Annotated in this window: 14 protein-coding genes and 4 pseudogenes; 11 read left to right on the plus strand and 7 right to left on the minus strand. The window is 65.6% G+C overall.

The features are described 5' to 3' along the window. The 3 genes and pseudogenes from ABZS64_RS37520 to ctaD all read right to left on the minus strand — a co-directional run. Window positions 1-550 (minus strand): annotated as a pseudogene (locus ABZS64_RS37520) (transposase); the annotation flags it as partial. A 178-nt stretch (window positions 551-728) separates the two neighbouring features. After that, the gene (locus ABZS64_RS37525) at window positions 729-1,118 is read right to left on the minus strand and encodes a cytochrome c oxidase subunit 4 (protein ID WP_355839428.1); all 390 of its coding nucleotides are present in this window, start codon (window positions 1,116-1,118) and stop codon (window positions 729-731) included. Then, complete coding sequence (gene ctaD, locus ABZS64_RS37530) at window positions 1,115-2,827, minus strand: cytochrome c oxidase subunit I (RefSeq protein ID WP_355839455.1); 1,713 nt, start codon at window positions 2,825-2,827, stop codon at window positions 1,115-1,117. The genes ABZS64_RS37525 and ctaD overlap by 4 nt, the downstream gene beginning before the upstream one ends. A 434-nt stretch (window positions 2,828-3,261) precedes the next feature. Between ctaD and ABZS64_RS37535 the strand changes: the two genes are divergently transcribed. From ABZS64_RS37535 to ABZS64_RS37545, 3 genes and pseudogenes are all read left to right on the plus strand, one after another. Next, window positions 3,262-3,495, plus strand: coding sequence for a DUF6207 family protein (locus tag ABZS64_RS37535; protein ID WP_355839430.1), 234 nt, complete (start codon window positions 3,262-3,264; stop codon window positions 3,493-3,495). Between the two features lie 25 nt (window positions 3,496-3,520). Next, window positions 3,521-3,676: pseudogene (locus ABZS64_RS37540) on the plus strand (cytidine deaminase); the annotation flags it as partial. A gap of 92 nt (window positions 3,677-3,768) precedes the next feature. After that, window positions 3,769-4,284: a putative immunity protein gene (locus ABZS64_RS37545; protein WP_355839432.1), complete on the plus strand. Its 516-nt coding sequence runs from the start codon at window positions 3,769-3,771 to the stop codon at window positions 4,282-4,284. Between the two features lie 260 nt (window positions 4,285-4,544). Here the strand turns inward: ABZS64_RS37545 and ABZS64_RS37550 are convergent. Together ABZS64_RS37550 and ABZS64_RS37555 are read right to left on the minus strand one after the other, a co-directional pair. Next, a pseudogene (locus ABZS64_RS37550) lies at window positions 4,545-4,805 on the minus strand (LLM class flavin-dependent oxidoreductase); the annotation flags it as partial. Window positions 4,806-4,814: 9 nt separating this feature from the next. Next, complete coding sequence (locus tag ABZS64_RS37555; RefSeq protein WP_355839434.1) at window positions 4,815-4,985, minus strand: hydrophobic protein; 171 nt, start codon at window positions 4,983-4,985, stop codon at window positions 4,815-4,817. Between the two features lie 2,165 nt (window positions 4,986-7,150). On the opposite strand from ABZS64_RS37555, the gene ABZS64_RS37560 reads away from it, so the two are divergent. Further along, window positions 7,151-8,131: an endonuclease/exonuclease/phosphatase family protein gene (locus tag ABZS64_RS37560; RefSeq protein WP_355839436.1), complete on the plus strand. Its 981-nt coding sequence runs from the start codon at window positions 7,151-7,153 to the stop codon at window positions 8,129-8,131. A gap of 57 nt (window positions 8,132-8,188) precedes the next feature. Next, window positions 8,189-9,199, plus strand: coding sequence for a DUF2278 family protein (locus ABZS64_RS37565; protein ID WP_355839438.1), 1,011 nt, complete (start codon window positions 8,189-8,191; stop codon window positions 9,197-9,199). A 233-nt stretch (window positions 9,200-9,432) separates the two neighbouring features. On the opposite strand, the pseudogene ABZS64_RS37570 reads toward ABZS64_RS37565, so the two are convergent. Continuing rightward, window positions 9,433-10,116, minus strand: a pseudogene (locus ABZS64_RS37570) (formylglycine-generating enzyme family protein). Window positions 10,117-10,507: 391 nt separating this feature from the next. On the opposite strand from ABZS64_RS37570, the gene ABZS64_RS37575 reads away from it, so the two are divergent. Continuing rightward, complete coding sequence (locus tag ABZS64_RS37575) at window positions 10,508-11,482, plus strand: DUF5937 family protein (protein WP_355839440.1); 975 nt, start codon at window positions 10,508-10,510, stop codon at window positions 11,480-11,482. A 136-nt stretch (window positions 11,483-11,618) separates the two neighbouring features. Continuing rightward, entirely contained in the window at window positions 11,619-12,137 is a 519-nt protein-coding gene (locus ABZS64_RS37580; protein WP_355839442.1) for a hypothetical protein, read from the plus strand. A 42-nt stretch (window positions 12,138-12,179) separates the two neighbouring features. On the opposite strand, the gene ABZS64_RS37585 is transcribed toward ABZS64_RS37580, so the two are convergent. Continuing rightward, a complete protein-coding gene (locus tag ABZS64_RS37585; protein WP_355839444.1) occupies window positions 12,180-12,542 on the minus strand; it encodes a VOC family protein in 363 nt (120 codons plus the stop codon). 227 nt (window positions 12,543-12,769) lie between these two features. On the opposite strand from ABZS64_RS37585, the gene ABZS64_RS37590 reads away from it, so the two are divergent. From ABZS64_RS37590 to ABZS64_RS37605, 4 genes are read left to right on the plus strand one after another with little or no spacing between them, the layout of a single operon-like run. Beyond that, on the plus strand, window positions 12,770-13,282 hold the full coding sequence (locus ABZS64_RS37590; RefSeq protein ID WP_355839446.1) for a hypothetical protein: 513 nt from the start codon (window positions 12,770-12,772) through the stop codon (window positions 13,280-13,282). A gap of 47 nt (window positions 13,283-13,329) precedes the next feature. Continuing rightward, a complete protein-coding gene (locus ABZS64_RS37595; RefSeq protein WP_355839448.1) occupies window positions 13,330-14,301 on the plus strand; it encodes a helix-turn-helix domain-containing protein in 972 nt (323 codons plus the stop codon). 27 nt (window positions 14,302-14,328) lie between these two features. Beyond that, window positions 14,329-14,754, plus strand: a complete 426-nt coding sequence (locus ABZS64_RS37600) for a VOC family protein (RefSeq protein ID WP_355839450.1) — start codon at window positions 14,329-14,331, stop codon at window positions 14,752-14,754. Between the two features lie 7 nt (window positions 14,755-14,761). Further along, window positions 14,762-15,124, plus strand: coding sequence for an MmcQ/YjbR family DNA-binding protein (locus tag ABZS64_RS37605; RefSeq protein ID WP_355839452.1), 363 nt, complete (start codon window positions 14,762-14,764; stop codon window positions 15,122-15,124). Window positions 15,125-15,312: the final 188 nt, after the last annotated feature.

Here is a 15,312-nt window from a genome sequence, read left to right on the forward strand (position 1 = left end):
CCGTTCACGGGAAGCGGCTGGACGGCGGGGTCCTCCACCAGGAGAGACACGAACCAGCGCCCGGCCGCGTCCTGCGAGACAGTCACCGTGGACGGAGCCGCAGCCTCCGGGAGGGGACGCGACCAGCGGATGTCCAGTGGTTCAGCCATCTTCGCGAGCCGCAGCTCACCGTCCCGGTACCGGAACGCGCTGGTGGTGTACTCCGCGCTCTTGCGGGACTTCTTCCGCGACTTGAACCGCGGGTACTTGGCCCGCTTACCGAAGAAGTTCGTGAACGCCACGTGCAAGTGCCGCGCAAAGCCTGCTGGAGCGGCACCGACGACACCTCATTGGGGTAGGCCAGCTCCTCGGTCCTCTTCCACGCCGTCAGCATCGTCGACGTCGCGTTGTAATTGACCCGCTCCTGCCGTGCCCACGCCTCGGTACGAGCCGCAAGCGCCAGGTTGTAGACCTTCCGCACGCACCCGAACGTGCGCGACAACTCGGCCGCCTGCGCATCCGTCGGATGGAAGCGGTACTTGAACGCCCGCTTCACATGCGTGGTCGCCATGCCTCACAAACTATCAACTCAACTTGTGACGCCCTGCGGGCAGTTGGCTGTGAACAGCGATCCGCCCTGACGGCGAATCACCTTTCCCTGCCCTGCTCCGCAGGAGTCCGCTTCCTCCCCCGCCTAAAGGCGGGGGTCTCCACGGAGGAATCCCGATGAGCCACTCGCGTGGGACGCCTCAGTGTGCCGACCGGACGAACTGGAAGGCCATTCCGCACACTCCGGCCAGGATCACACCCAGCCCGATCAGAAGGAGCCACAGCCCGAACACCACCCCGAGGGCGAGTCCGGCCGCACCGCAGGCGGTCAGCACCGGCCAGCCGCTGTGCGGAGGGAAGAAATCGACCAGTCCAGCCCGCTCGTGCACCTCGCCCTCCCTGCGGTCCTCCGGGCGAAGCCCCCTCCTGCGGTAGTTCGCACCGAAGAAGAACGCGACAAGCAACGCCATCAGGAAGGCGACGGTGAGCGCCGCCGTGCCGGCCGGGTCCTGGGACCAAACGGCGTAGAGAACGTCAGTTACGAGAAAGAATGCCGCGACACCAGCGAAGAGAATGCTCTCGGTTCTCATGTGCTCGCGTCTCCCCGAGTGTCCTCGGTCGGTCCTGCTTCTCCTCCGGCGATACGCAGTTGTTCCACTACAGCGGCGTACCTCATGTCGAACGCCGGGGAGTCGGAGCGTACGCGGGGCAAGGCGTGGAAGTTGTGGTGCGGCGGCGGGCAGGAAGTCGCCCATTCCAGGGACCTGCCGAACCCCCAGGGGTCATCAACCTCGACCCTCGGTGCGGAGCGATGGGTGCGCCACACGTTGTACAGGAACGGCAGAGTCGAGAGGCCCAGCAGAAATGAGCCGATCGAGGAAATGGTGTTGAGGAGTGTGAAGCCGTCCGCCGCCAGGTAGTCGGCGTAACGACGCGGCATACCTTGTTCCCCGAGCCAGTGCTGGACCAGGAAGGTGGTCTGGAATCCGATGAACAGCGTCCAGAAGTGGATCCGCCCGAGGCGTTCATCGAGCATGCGTCCGGTCCACTTGGGCCACCAGAAGTAGAACCCGCCGAACATCGCGAAGACCACCGTTCCGAACAGGACGTAGTGGAGGTGGGCCACGATGAAGTACGAATCGGTCAGATGGAAGTCCAATGGGGGCGAGGCGATCAGCACTCCGCTGAGACCGCCGAGCAGGAAGGTGACAAGGAATCCAATTGACCAGAGCATGGGTGTCTCGAAAGAGACGCTGCCGTGCCACATGGTGCCGATCCAGTTGAAGAACTTGACTCCGGTAGGTACGGCGATGATGAAGGACATCACGGAGAAGAACGGCAGTAGTACCGCTCCCGTGGCGAACATGTGATGAGCCCAGACGACCGCTGAGAGCATGGTGATGGCGATTGTGGCACCGACCATACCGGCGTAGCCGAACAGCGGCTTCCGGCTGAACACCGGGAGGATCTCGCTCACCACACCAAAAAACGGCAACGCGACGATATAGACCTCGGGATGGCCGAAGAACCAGAACAGGTGCTGCCAGAGCAGTGCCCCACCGTTGGCGGAGTCGAAGATATGGGAGCCGAACTTCCGGTCGACCTCAAGGCAGAGCAGCACGGCGGTGAGAACCGGGAAAGCCTGCAACGCGAGGATGGACGTGAAGAGCACGTTCCACGTGAAAATCGGAAGCCGGAACATCGTCATTCCTGGAGCACGCAGACACACGATCGTGGCGATGAAATTCACGGCTCCCAGGGTGGTACTGAGCCCGGAGAGCACCAGGCCCATGGTCCACAGGTCGCCGCCGACGCCAGGCGAGAACACGGAACTGTTGAGGGGGGCATAGGCGAACCACCCGAAGGGGGCCGCACCGCCCGGGACGACGAATCCGGAAACGACGATCAACCCGCCGAAGAGAAACAGCCAATAGGTGAGCGCGTTCAGGCGGGGGAAAGCGACGTCGGGCGCCCCGATCTGCAGCGGCATGACGGCGTTCGCGAAACCAACGAACATCGGCGTGGCGAACAACAGCATCATGACGGTGCCGTGCACCGTGAACAGCTGATTGTACTGTTCGGCGCTGACGATCTGCAGCCCGGGGCGCGCGAGTTCAGCTCGCATCAACATGGCCAACACCCCGGCGAACAAGAAGAATCCGAACGCCGTGACCATGTACAGATTTCCGATGACCTTGTGGTCGGTGGTCGTCAGCCAGCCCATGAGCCTGACGCCTGCACTGATCCGTTTGTTGGCGACTGCCTTGACCGACGTGGCTTCTTGCTGATCCTGCGACATCATTCCCGTCCGCCGTGGTGCGCCGATTTCTCCATATTCAGCATTGATGGTGGCACCTTGAACCACGGACAGGGTGCGCGACTGGCGGGTGAAGCACCGAATTTCATCAGGTGACCGGCGCGCCGGCGCACTCCACAATCCCCCTCAGCCCCGCCGGATCGTGTCCGCTGTCGACCGAGAGCCGGAAGAGCCGATGCCTACAGGGCTGTTCGGGCGACGGACCACATGCCATCGGCGCAGAGGGCGGCGCGGGCATGTGTATGGCTACTGTCGGTGTCACCGGGCATGTGTCGACACCGACAGACGTGCAAGGCGTGTTGGGACACGACGAGTTCGAATCTCGTATCCTCCTCAGGCGCCAACGAGGGCAGCAGAGGGCCCCGACCGGATCCTTGGGTTCTACTAGCAGCAGACCAGTTTGTGTCGTCGAGTTCATGACGGAGACCTTCGACGACGCCCCGGGCTTGGTCCGCATCGAGATCACGGCTGCCGATCTGGACACGGCCAAAAAGGCCGCGGAGAGGATCGCCGGCTTCTGGCTGTCGAGCCCCTCACCGCTGCGACGCATCCCCGGTAACGACGGCGTGCTCGTACGCGTTCATGCGGACATCGCCCGCAGCCCCGACGAAGGTGGCTACCTGCCGCCAGAAGACGACCCCGGGGCCTAGAGCCTGTCTCTTTGACTGGTCAGGGCAGGTCCTTCTCGACTACTTCCCGGCCATCAACGTCATCGTCGGCCCAAGCGACCGCCTCCGAGCCGCCTCCATCGCCGACCTGCTTCCCGAAAGCTACGTCTGGGCCGACCACCAGCTCGACACCGAGCAAGCTGCACCACTCAGCACGAACTGACACCGCCAGGCGGAAACAGGGCGAGGGCATGACGCCGTAGGCGCTCTATCCCATCGTTGAGGGATCGTGGAGCACCGCCGTAGGGTGGAGCCGTGATCCTGCCCAAGGAACGCGACCCCCGGTTCATTACCATCCGCCGCGGGGGGACGCTCACGGACTCCGACCATCGGCTCCTCGCTCTGTGGGCGGCCGCATGCGCCGAGCACGTTCTGCACCTTTTCGAGTCGGTGCAGCCGTCGGACCCCCGGCCTCGCCAGGCGATCGAACAGATTCGGGCATGGGCGCGAGGCGAGATCAGGATGTCCCAGTCCCGTGCGGCGGGCGGCCATGCCATGGCTGCGGCAAGAGTGTTGAGCGGAGCCGCTCGTCATGCAGCATTCGCTGCTGGCCAGGCCGCAGTGGTGGCGCATGTCGCTGCACACGAGCTCGGTGCTGCGGCCTACGCGATCAAGGCAGCGCGTGCGGCGGCTCCCGCAGGCGAGACTGAGAGCGCCGGACGGCTCGAGTGCCGTTGGCAGCGCGAACATCTGCCGGATACGATTCGCGAGCTCGTTCTGGACGATCAGCGGTCGCGCAACGAGATCTGCTGGTCGGTGTTCGAATGTTGACGGTCCCGCGGTCTCGCACCCGATCGAAGCTCCACCGACGGTGAATACGGGGGCGATCTGCGCACGCCCCAGGCTCGCGTGATCCCTCCGATGCGTAACGCTCAGAACGTCGGAGCGCCCCCACTCTCCATCCCGCGGTTATCAGGCACTTCTGATCTCCTCGATCCGTCCCCTGTCGCCGGCTCGAAGCACACCACCAACCCGGCGAACGTCGTCGCACCCGGAACTGGTGCCACGTCAGGCAACGTTCGCCCTGGCGACGCGCTGGTGGCGGCCGCCTGCGCGATCACCGCCGGATGGATCCGTACGATCGGACAAGTCACCGCGGTCTCCACCGGCAGTGAGCAGATCTGCCACAGTCCGCCGATCACCGACCAGACGAAGGGCTGGCCCTGCGCCTAGTTCCAGTGGTCGGAGGTCCACAGCGCCGTGAAGCCTGCCCGTTCCGCCGTCCGGGCCTTTTCCAGCAGATCGGAGGGCCCGAAGTCCTCGTACGCGAGGAAGTAGCCGAAGTCGGTCATAGACCTCGCCTACCAGCGGTACCAACGCGATCGTCCGCCTCCGGCGATCGGGCCCCTGAACAAGAACCCCAGCAGCCAGACAACCAGCACCGCCAGTGCGATCCACCAGAGCACCTTTACTGTGAACCCGACGCCGAAAAGAATCAGGACCAGAAGGAGCACCAAGAGCAGCGGGGCCATGGCGAAACCTCCCTATCTCCAGGTCTTCGCCGTGCGAGTGCCCCCAACACGCAGAATTACGCATCGCGGCGAAGTCAGTTTGACCCAGCGCGCTTCGGGAATCCGGGAATCACCCGGCAGGTGGTGACACCGGCCGGGCCGGCAACGCTGGCAACCATGGCCGGCTGACTATGCCCCATTTCCGGTGTGTCGGCCCAACCAGCGGCGAAAGATGGCTCGTCCGATGAAAACGCCCCTTGAACATCCGGCCGGGAATACCCGCCAATTCGAGCTGCTGAGCGTGAGTTTGCAAACCCAGGGCCAGGACGACCATGTCGTCGCACTGTCCACTCCGGGCGGACCCAAAGCCGTACCGCAATCCGCTCCCTTCACGCTCAAGGAGCGTACGGATATCCGTCTTCCGCATCGGGAGGGCCGTCGAGGGGCTCAAATTTGTGGACGAGAGAAAACGGCAGGGAGCGGTGGTGGGCAGGACCGAGGTGGCGCTCGGCAGCTATCGGCCCGGCGGTCCCTACGAGCTGGCCCTCCCTCCCGAGCGGCTCCCGATCGGGCACCTGGCGCGCGATAGGGGAACAAGTGGCGGAAGAGCGGTCCCCATTCCCGTAGGCGTCCCAGCAACTCCATCCTGCGCGCCTCCAGGCCAGGGTTGCTCGGCGCCCAACCCCACTTCGGAGCACCCAGGACACGCTACCTGGCGGCCGGCGACTACTGGTTCGACGACGAACACGCAGATGAACACGACGGCAACAACAGCATCCTGCACATCTGAGACCTGCTTTGTAATCCCTCGCCCTGCCCGGATGTCCACCCACACCACAGGCGCGGTCGCCGTTTCTCCTTGTCGGCGCGGTTGTCCGGGGCCAGGGACATAAGAATGGGGCTACGCTCGGAGATGACTTCATTTGGTCGCGGCCCACTCGTTGCCATTCGGCGCAGGGTGTACCGAGCGGCAACGCTCGGTTGGCATCAGATGCGCGTTCGTGATTCCCATGTCATAACGGGGGTATGGCGGACATGCTGAAGAACGCGGATGTCGAAATTAAGATCACCTCTCGGGTGAGGACACTGCGGCTGTACGACAGTTGCTAGGGCTGAAGCCCGAAGACGGGGATCGTCGCAGCATCTACTTCTGGGACAAACCGCAGACGGCCCGCGACCATGTCAGCCTTCCTCTGCTTGAGCGGGGAGCCATCATTCGGCTACGGAGGTCCGAGAAGGGGGATGATGACGACCTGACAGTGAAGCTGCGGCCATGCGTTCTTGACAAACTTCCCGTTGGCTGGCGTGCGAGTCGTGACGGTGACGATTGGGAGTTCAAGATCGAGGAGGACTGGACGGGCCGCAACCGAGTCTGGGCCGCTTCGCTAAAGGTGGACGGTGACTTTGAACAGCCCACTGCTGCGGGCAGTGAGGGCAGACACTCAACGGAACCCCAGCTAAGCCGGGACCAACGTCAATTGCTGCTAAGCGCCGAGGTCGACGACGAGGATCTCAAGGACCTCGAAGCGCTCGGCTCGATCCAGTCCATCAGATGGAAGCCCTCGCGTCGGGACCTCCTCCACCCACTCACCGCGGAGGTCTGGAGCGTCGGTCACAACCTGCGATTCTTGGAACTCTCACTTCGCACAGACCGCGCGGAGGCGTCCCGAGCACAGGACCTGCTCGAGCGGACTCTCCTTGATCGGGGTCTCCAGCCTCCCGCGCAGCATGAGTCGAAGACCCGAATCGCCATGACTGCCCTCGCCCGAGCGCACATGAGCCGGTAATGGTAGTGCTTCGATACCTCTGCTGATCTTGGCTGGTCGGGGGCTTGGCGGGATCATGAGGCTTGGGGAGGTGGAACGGCTCCGGGATGAGTTATCGGAGTTCATGGCTGATGTGTTCGCCTCGCTTCCACGGCGGGATCAGCATCGGTGGGGCGGGTGTGAAACGGCCGGCGAAGACCGCGTCGAGCGCGGCTCGCGCGGCCTCTCCGGCACCTGGGTTGGAAAGGATGCCCTTGCGCACTCCCTCGAGCGCGTCCAGGACCTCCACGACGCGGGGCCGCGGCCGGAAAATCAATGAACCGTCAACTTTGAGGAACGGGTCGCTTCCATTTTCCGAGGCCGGTCAGGCGGGTTACGCTCGACCTATCGGGGCTATGACGGCTGATCAGGGAGGCCGGTATGGATGTCACGGTGGGAACGTTCAATCTCAACAATCTCTTTTCGCGATTCAACTTCCTGGCCGAGATTGACAATGTGCACCCCACTGGACCCGATGGCGCGCTGACCTCCAGTTACATCTTCGATGATCCCAAGAAGGTACGGATCCGTACCTACAAGGGCAAGTTGGTCAAGGGAAAAGACCCTGAGGCCCAGAAGGTGATTGCCAAACGGATCAGGGACATGGACCTGGATGTGCTGGCCGTTCAGGAGGTCGAGGACATTGACACCCTGCGATTCTTCGTTGCTCGGCATCTTGGTCAGACCTATCCGTTTCTTTCACTGATCGAGGGCAATGATCCCCGGTTGATCGATCTCGCCGTGCTGTCGAAATTCCCGGTCGGGGCGGTCACCTCCTGGCAGCACGCAGTCCATCCCGACGTGCCCGGCGAGCGAGTTTTCAGCCGTGACCTGCTGGAAGTGCAAATACTGGATCCGCGTGACTCCGACCAGCATCTGCTGACGGTCTTCAACAACCACCTCAAGAGTCAGTTCGTCGACCGGGACACCGACCCCGAGGAGGGCAAGCGCCTGGCGGACGAGCGCCGAACCCGGCAGGCGGAGATCATCGCCCGGATAGTCGGCGCACGTACCCGCCCCGATGGGCGCTTCATCGTGCTGGGCGACATGAACGACACCCCTGATGCGCCAACTCTCGCCGGGCTGGCGGAGCCGTCCAGCCAGCTGACGCTGATTCAAGCACTCGTACATCCGCAGGAAACCCGCCCGCCCAAGGCCGACGATCCACCGCCACCCGCTTCAGGGGCGTGGACCCATCGGTTCAAGGAGTCCGGGCAGGCCGCGAAGTATGAACTGTTCGACCAGATCTGGCTGAGCAAGAGCCTCGCGACACGGCACAAGAGCTCGCACATCGACCGTCGCACCCGGCACGGCGGTGACGGGTCGGACCACGACCCTGCCTGGGTCGTCCTCGACCTCTAAGGCCTCCAAGGGCCCGATCCCAAGCTCAATCACATTCCAGCTTCGGAGTGATGACCGATGCCTTTGAAGAACTACGGAGTACTCGCGTGCCGGATCGTTGCCCGACGCCGCGAGGGCGGCTCCGGCGACACCCCGCACTACCAGTTGCATCTCGCCGACGATTCCGGCGTCGACTACCGCGGAGCGGTCAACGTCCAGTCCCAGCAGTCTCCGTCCGAGCTGCTGTACCTGGCCGATGACGACTTCCGCCATCCGGTGACCGCGCAACTGCCGCAGGCAGGCAGCGGATGGACGGTGCTGCCGTCGCAGCCGGGTGGGGCGAGTTTCGACTTCATCCGGGGCAATCTGTTCGCTCCGGAGTCGATGCGAGTGCTGCCGCCCGATCTGCCTGGCATCGACAACGACCTGGCCGACATGCTCGACCACTACGTGGAACGAGCCATCGCAGACCGCACGGTGGAGGCGTATCTCTTCGGCGAGCGCTGGGGTCCGGAACGGAACAAGCGTGACAAGGTGTTCGGCTTCCTGCCCGGCAACGGCGTGCACGACATGCACATGAACCAAGGCAGTGTCGGTGAGTTCCGCTCGAGCAACGGAGTCTGGCAGGACGGCGGACTGCTGCTGCACTTCCCCGCCGAATCCCGCTGGGTCGCCGTGTTCCTGGCCTTCCAGTCCCAGGCCTGGCACACCGACGAGGAAACCGGCCACCCCATCGAGACCGCACCGTCGCGGCCCGTCGAGCGCGATGGCTCGGTGCGGATCCTGGCCGCGCTGGTCAACCCCGCCAGCCCCGCACCCGAGCGCGAGACGATCACGCTGCTCAACGCATCGGCCACCATGGTTGACCTCGGCGGCTGGCAGCTGGCCGACGACCGGGACCAGCTGCTTCCGCTCCCTGCGGAGCCTCTCGCACCCGGCGCGACCATCGCCGTTGCGGGCGGCAACGGCTTCCAGCTCCCCAACCGCGGTGGGGCGATCACACTGCTCGATCCCGCCGGGCTCAAGGTCGACGGCGTCTCGTATACGGAGGAACAGGCCCGGCGGGAGGGATGGACCGTCTCCTTCTGACCTCCATCTCCCAGGAAAAGGCCGAGAGTTCTCGCCGAGCAGGCTAAAAATTACGGCGATTCCACGAACCACCAGGTCGCCGTCGACGCCGACACGACGAGCTTGTCCATGGCCTCCCGCCGAAGTCCCGCGCGGCGGCCTGGGCGCGTTGCCAAGACACAGTGAAGCCGATCTGAACGGGGCTCGGCTGCCGGATGCTGTGGACGGTGTGTTCGAGGACGTGCGGGAAGCTGTCATCGCACACACGACGCTGATCGGCACACGATGGATCGTGCGATGGGGAAACCTACGTCGTCGACCTGGAAGGTCGGGTGGCTGCGGCGCCGCGCAGAGGCCCGGCAACTCCAGTGCTCGTCGAACCAGCCACCGCCACGTAGCACCCGGTAAGTGCCGTAGACCTCGGCGTCGTAGACATCCCAGCACCAGTCCCAGACGTTGCCGAGCATGTCCTAAAGACCCCACCGGTTGGCCCCCTTGCCGCCCACGTTGTGGTTGATGCGGCACCAGGCGATCTCGTCGAGCGGCCAGTAGTGCGGTCCGGTCGTACCGGCACGGCAGGTGCGTGCTCTCACTCGACTTCGGTCGGCAGCCGTTACACGTCGGCGGACGCGTCCCAGCCGAATGTCTTCGCCGTCGGCGTGGAGGTAGTAGGCGGGCGTTAGCCCGACGCGTTGGGACAGAGCGTTGCAGAACCGGACAGCAGCCGACCAGGACACACCTTCTACGGGCAGCTGGTTGCCCCGGGCGGTACTGGGCCATTGGCCGGTGATCTGTCCGCAGGGCGCCTGGGTGACGGGAAACGCCGCGAGTTGGTAGTGCGAAAGCTCCACCGACCAGCTGCGCTGCGTCCGCCGGTCCGACAAAGTCATGTGACCCGGCGGAATGGCGATCAGATCGTTTCCTGCGCTCGCGTCCACGAGCGGGTGATCTCACCGGCACCTGCCGCCGACCTGCGGGCAAAGCCGTTTCACACTCGGGTCGTAGCTCAACAAGCGATCAGATCGCCGACGAACTCGCCGCCCTCACCCAGCTCGCCGAGGCATGCCCCCAACACCATCGTCTACCAACCCGCCCCTAGCCACACCCGACCCCTGGAGAGCCTGTGTCCGACACCCGGCCCAAGGGCACAATGAACCTCACGTCTGCCTCGAAGCACGGATCGACTCCGCGGAGTCGACCACCTACGAAGAGACGGTGGAGGTGGACGGCTTGCTGAGCGTCGAAGTCCTCAATCAGGGTCCTGTTCGGGCGGGCCGATCAGCCACCACGGCTCTTGGGCTGTGGCCTGATTCAGGGTACTTTCGCGCGGTGATCGAGATTTGCCTCGCGCCGGCCGATCTGGTCCGGATACGGTTCGCCCGCTCGCCGATCCAGGAACTGGTCGGCAGCCTGCACGTACTCAAAGACCGGAAGCGCCAGGCGATGCACCGGCCATGGCTGGCCGCGGCCCGGCCCCGCCTCGCCGGGTTGTCTCTCGATCTGCTGCCGGGTCTTGTCGGAAAGCGAAGTTACGCGGCGGACTTCCTCACTCCGCCGCCGGAACGCCTCGACACCGAGTTCGCCGAAGAGCTCGAACGGGTCCGTGCCACCACTCCCGATGCGGTACGCGACAGCCTGGACCAAATGCTGGCCGACGGGCCGCTGCCGGATGCAATCCGGGAACTCTACGACAGTCCTGAGGGGCAGCTCGGTCGGCTGGTCGACGAAATCAGGGCGTACTGGCAAGCAGCGGTCGAGCCGGCCTGGCCACGGCTACGCGCCATCATCGACGCTGATCTGCGCTACCGGGCGCAGGAGCTGACCAACGGCGGGGTCGCCAGGCTCCTTTCCGGCCTGGATCCTCAGATCGGCCACACGGCGGACCGGCTCCAGATCCGTACGCCCAACTGGGCCCTGCGCAAGCGCCTGCACGGCACCGGACTGCTTCTTGTGCCGTGCGTCTTCGCCTGGCCGCAGGTGGTCGTCCTGGTGTGCGGGCCGCAACAGCCAATGCTCACCTACTCACCACGCGGCATCGCCAAGGTCTGGGCCCACAGTCCCGGCGCCACCGCGGAGCCGCTGGGCTTGCTCGTCGGCCGCAGCCGAGCGGCGCTGCTCACTCACCTGGACCTCCCGCTCTCCACCACCCAGCTCGCCGCCGCCCACGGCCTGACCCCGGCCACAGTCAGCCAGCATCTGTCCGTACTGCAACGATGCGGCCTGGTCGCCTCTCACCGAGTCGGCCGAGCCGTGCTGTACCAGCGAACCACTCTCGCCACCCGCCTACTCGACGCGCAGCAGTAGCCGCGGATTAGTCCACCGCCGAATGGTTGTGCCTCCCCCTCGTCGTGCCCCACCTTGTTCGCGGCAGACCCGCAATCGGAACCTGCGGCGCACAGCAACCTGCTTTCACCCGTGTGAAGGCGGAAGGGACAAAGACGTGCCAGGAGTCCAGTCAGGATTCGACGACCGCCATATCGGCAGCGTGGGCGAGGTACCCAAGGAATATCACCACCGCAGGAAACTGGTCACGCCCGGCGAGGATCTCAGTCTGCCCAACGCATACCTCAAGTGGTACGACGTCCACCACACTGAACTGGCTGTCGCGCCGGAAGTCCGGGAAGAGGCGCGCGAGTTCCTCCGCGCCGAAACGGCCGCTGGGAGGCTGGACCTCCGCAACGAGCTGGGTTTCGTGATACTGCATTGCTCCGGGGAGGTTTTCTTCCTCATCGTCTGCGTCTGGCGCAGTACCAACGAGATGTGGCAGACGTTGCACTTCAAGGAGGAAGGAGGCTTCGAGCCGTATCCCCGGGAGGGGACGCTCAAGCCGACGCAATGCGTGTGGGAACTCGGCCCAACCGCTCATGAGCAGCAAGCGTGGTCGCGCTACCTGTCCTCTCGCCGGGATGAAGACGCGAAGCGCGCCTACATCGAGGACCGCCTCACCGCACTCGTCTGACCAGTCGCACTCAGCGAATGCTGGAGTCGGTGTTCCGGCACGTCATCCGGGCAGGTGGCAGACGGCCTCGATGTTGTTGCCGTCCGGGTCGAAGACGAATGCTCCGTAGTAGTGCTGGTGGTAGATCGGGCGCGGGCCTGGTGCGCCGTTGTCCACAGCACCCGCCGCCAGCGCGGCCCTGTGGAAGGCATCGACCGTGGGCCGATCCGCCGCGCTGAACGCGATGTGCACCTGCTGCGTTGGTTCCCGGGCTGCGACGAAGAACCACGGCATGCCCTGGTCGCCGAACCCGACGTAGCCCGGAAGATCGAGCACAATGCCCACTCCGAGAGGGGCCAGCGCGCGCTCGTAGAACGCCTTGCTCGTCGCTACGTCGCCGACGCCGATCACCACGTGGTCGATCACAACATCCGCCTCACCTTGGCCGACCCGGCAGACCCGGGCTGCAGTTCGGGTCCTCAGACCTCTGACACCACACACTAGGCGCCCCCCATCTCGGGGCCTTTCGGTCCGTACCGCCAGGCCACGTCCGAGGGGGCTGATCGGATGTGTTCGATGCGGTGACGCGGTACCTGTGAGCCGGGCAGTTGAGACGGCGGTGCCCGGGCGGCCGTGGCTGCCACCATGGCGGCATGACCATCGACCTGATTCCCGCGATGGGCGTTCGGCTGCCCGGCCCGCTGCCCGAACTGGTCTTCGGCATGTCCGAGCCGCACGCCCGTCGCGTCCTGGCGCCGCACGCGGCGCTGTCGGAGGCCTTCGTCTGCGGGACCGATTGGGCGGTTGATTTCGACTTGCCCGGATGTTCGATCGCCTTGTCGGCCTCCGACAGAGGTGGCCTGTCGATCATTTCCCTATCGCGGCGGCCGGTCGACGAGCGAGCGGCGTGCCCGGTTGCGTTCCAGGGCGTCGACGTCTTCGGGTGGCCGGCAGCCGAGATCATCGAGGCGCTTCACGAGCAGGGCGAGCCGGTACAGGAGCATCACTCCGGCACGGTGTGGATCGGCAACGTGCGCCTCTCTCCTACCCTCGGCCACCGACCGACGGCTTCCACGAGGAAGAAGCCGCGCACAGCGCCGCCGTACGTGTTCGACTTCGTCTGCCTTTACGAGCCGGGCATGCTGTCGCGAGACCGCCAACGCTAAGAACCCTCAGAGCGACTACCTGGCCCTCGCGGGCCGATACTGGTGGCGTGGACAACGCGCCGCGAGTGGACATCCCAAGGCAGTTCGCCGGCTCAACGCCGCGCGGGCGGGGCGCCGCGGCCCCTGCGGTCTTCCCACGCCCCGAAGTGATCAACGAGTCCGTCCGCGTTCGCGCCGCCGCCGCGCTGCGGCCATTTGTGGCCTGGTACACCGGCTACCGCCAGGACGGCTTCCCCGCCACACAGCACCGGGGGATGCCCTCGCCCTACCTGACGCTGATCTTCACGCTCGACGATGTGCTCACCGTGGCCGGCCACCCTGATCCCCGCCAGGCACCCGGAAACTACGACACCCTGCTCGGCGGCCTGCACACATCACCGGCCCTGATCACCCACCAAGGCCGGCAGTCGGGCATCCAGATTGCGCTCCACCCGCTCGGTGCGCGGGCGCTGCTCGGCCTGCCGGCCGGTGAGCTGGCCAACACCGATCTTCCCGCAGACGCCGTCCTGGGCCGTATGTGCGGTGAGCTCCAGGCACGGCTGCAGGCGGCCGACAGCTGGCCGGAGCGCTTCGCCGTGCTGGACAAGCTGCTGCTCCGGGCGACCTCCCCCTACGGAGGCGTTCCGCCCGAGGTCGCCCGAGCCTGGCAGCTGCTGATCCGCACCGGCGGTGCCGTGCCGGTGTCGGCGCTGGCGGACGAGGTCGGCTGGAGCGGCCGCCATCTGGCGGACCGCTTCCACCGGGAGACCGGGCTCACGCCCAAGGCCGCGGCGAGGGTGGTCCGATTCGACCGCGCCCGCAGACTGCTGGCAGCCGGTGCCGGTCGGTCGGAGCTTCCCCGGCTCGCCGACGTGGCTGTGAAGTGCGGCTTCTTCGATCAGGCACACCTCGCGCGCGAATTCCGCTCCCTGGCCGGCTGCGCCCCCAGCGCGTGGCTGGCCGAGGAGTTCCGAAACGTCCAAGCCCCCAGCGGCGAAGCAGCGGAAGGTTGGGGGTGGCAAGAGCCCAACGAGTGCTGAAGGACTGGCCGAGGAGGCTTGGTGGACATGGACGACACGACACCGGCACCGCAGGTGTGGCCCACCCTGCGGGCCCACGACGCCCGCGCGCTGATCCGGTTTCTGATCGACGCATTCGGATTCGAGGAGACCGTGGTCCACGGGGAGGGTGACCGGGTCGACCATGCACAGCTGTCCTGGCCGGAAGGCGGCGGAATCATGCTCGGCTCGGCGAAGCAGGACGCCGAGGACGACGCCTGGCCGCTGAGCCCCGGAAGCTTCGGCGCCTATGCGGTCACCGCCGACCCCGACAGGTTGTACGCCCGCGCGAAGGCCGCCGGCGCCGAGATCACCTCCGAGCTGCGCGAAACCGACTACGGCTCCCGAGATTTCGCCGCCCGCGATCCCGAAGGCAACCGGTGGTCGTTCGGTACCTATCGCGGGGAGCCCCGCAAGGCCGCGGATGCCGACTGATCCGGCCATGGCACTTTCAGCGCCGGCCCGGCTCCGGTCGATCTGTCTCGCACTCCCCGAGGCGAACGAGCGGCTCAGTCACGGGGAACCCAGCTGGTTCGCCGGGAAAAAGATGTTCGTCACCCTCTCCGACCACCACCACGACGACCGGCTCGCTTTCTGGTGCGCTGCACCGGCCGGAGTCCAGGAGCACCTGGTCGCCTCCGACCCGGTGCACTTCTTCCGCCCGCCCTACGTCGGGCACCGGGGCTGGATCGGCGTATACCTCGACGTCGCCGTCGACTGGACCCGGGTGAAGGACCTCGTTCTGGACGCTTACTGCCTGGTCGCCCCCGCGCGCCTGACCGTGGCACTGCAGGCCGAGGGCTGACCAGAACTTCGCCCGTAGAAGGCCCAGCCGTGTCGCAACAAGTCGAATGGGCCCGCCCCGTGCTGAATTGCGGGTGACAGTCGGCCGGGTTCACCTAGGCGCTGTTTCTCGGATCTCCTGACGTGAGTGGGGTGTTGGGGCAGGCTGGCGGTATGGGCCGTGGGGATCTGACGAATGCGGAGTGGGAT

The sequence above is a fragment of the Streptomyces sp. NPDC005408 genome (genome assembly GCF_040606445.1).
Taxonomy (GTDB): domain Bacteria; phylum Actinomycetota; class Actinomycetes; order Streptomycetales; family Streptomycetaceae; genus Streptomyces.

What these genes read in the sequence shown, in the direction of transcription:
- ABZS64_RS37600 (WP_355839450.1), top strand. Translation starts at nt 14,329, where the DNA reads ATGGACGACACGACACCGGCACCGCAGGTGTGGCCCACCCTGCGGGCC.
- ABZS64_RS37605 (WP_355839452.1), top strand. Translation starts at nt 14,762, where the DNA reads ATGGCACTTTCAGCGCCGGCCCGGCTCCGGTCGATCTGTCTCGCACTC.
- ABZS64_RS37590 (WP_355839446.1), top strand. Translation starts at nt 12,770, where the DNA reads ATGACCATCGACCTGATTCCCGCGATGGGCGTTCGGCTGCCCGGCCCG.
- ABZS64_RS37555 (WP_355839434.1), bottom strand. Translation starts at nt 4,985, where the DNA reads ATGGCCCCGCTGCTCTTGGTGCTCCTTCTGGTCCTGATTCTTTTCGGC.
- ABZS64_RS37565 (WP_355839438.1), top strand. Translation starts at nt 8,189, where the DNA reads ATGCCTTTGAAGAACTACGGAGTACTCGCGTGCCGGATCGTTGCCCGA.
- ctaD (WP_355839455.1), bottom strand. Translation starts at nt 2,827, where the DNA reads ATGTCGCAGGATCAGCAAGAAGCCACGTCGGTCAAGGCAGTCGCCAAC.
- ABZS64_RS37560 (WP_355839436.1), top strand. Translation starts at nt 7,151, where the DNA reads ATGGATGTCACGGTGGGAACGTTCAATCTCAACAATCTCTTTTCGCGA.
- ABZS64_RS37535 (WP_355839430.1), top strand. Translation starts at nt 3,262, where the DNA reads ATGACGGAGACCTTCGACGACGCCCCGGGCTTGGTCCGCATCGAGATC.
- ABZS64_RS37525 (WP_355839428.1), bottom strand. Translation starts at nt 1,118, where the DNA reads ATGAGAACCGAGAGCATTCTCTTCGCTGGTGTCGCGGCATTCTTTCTC.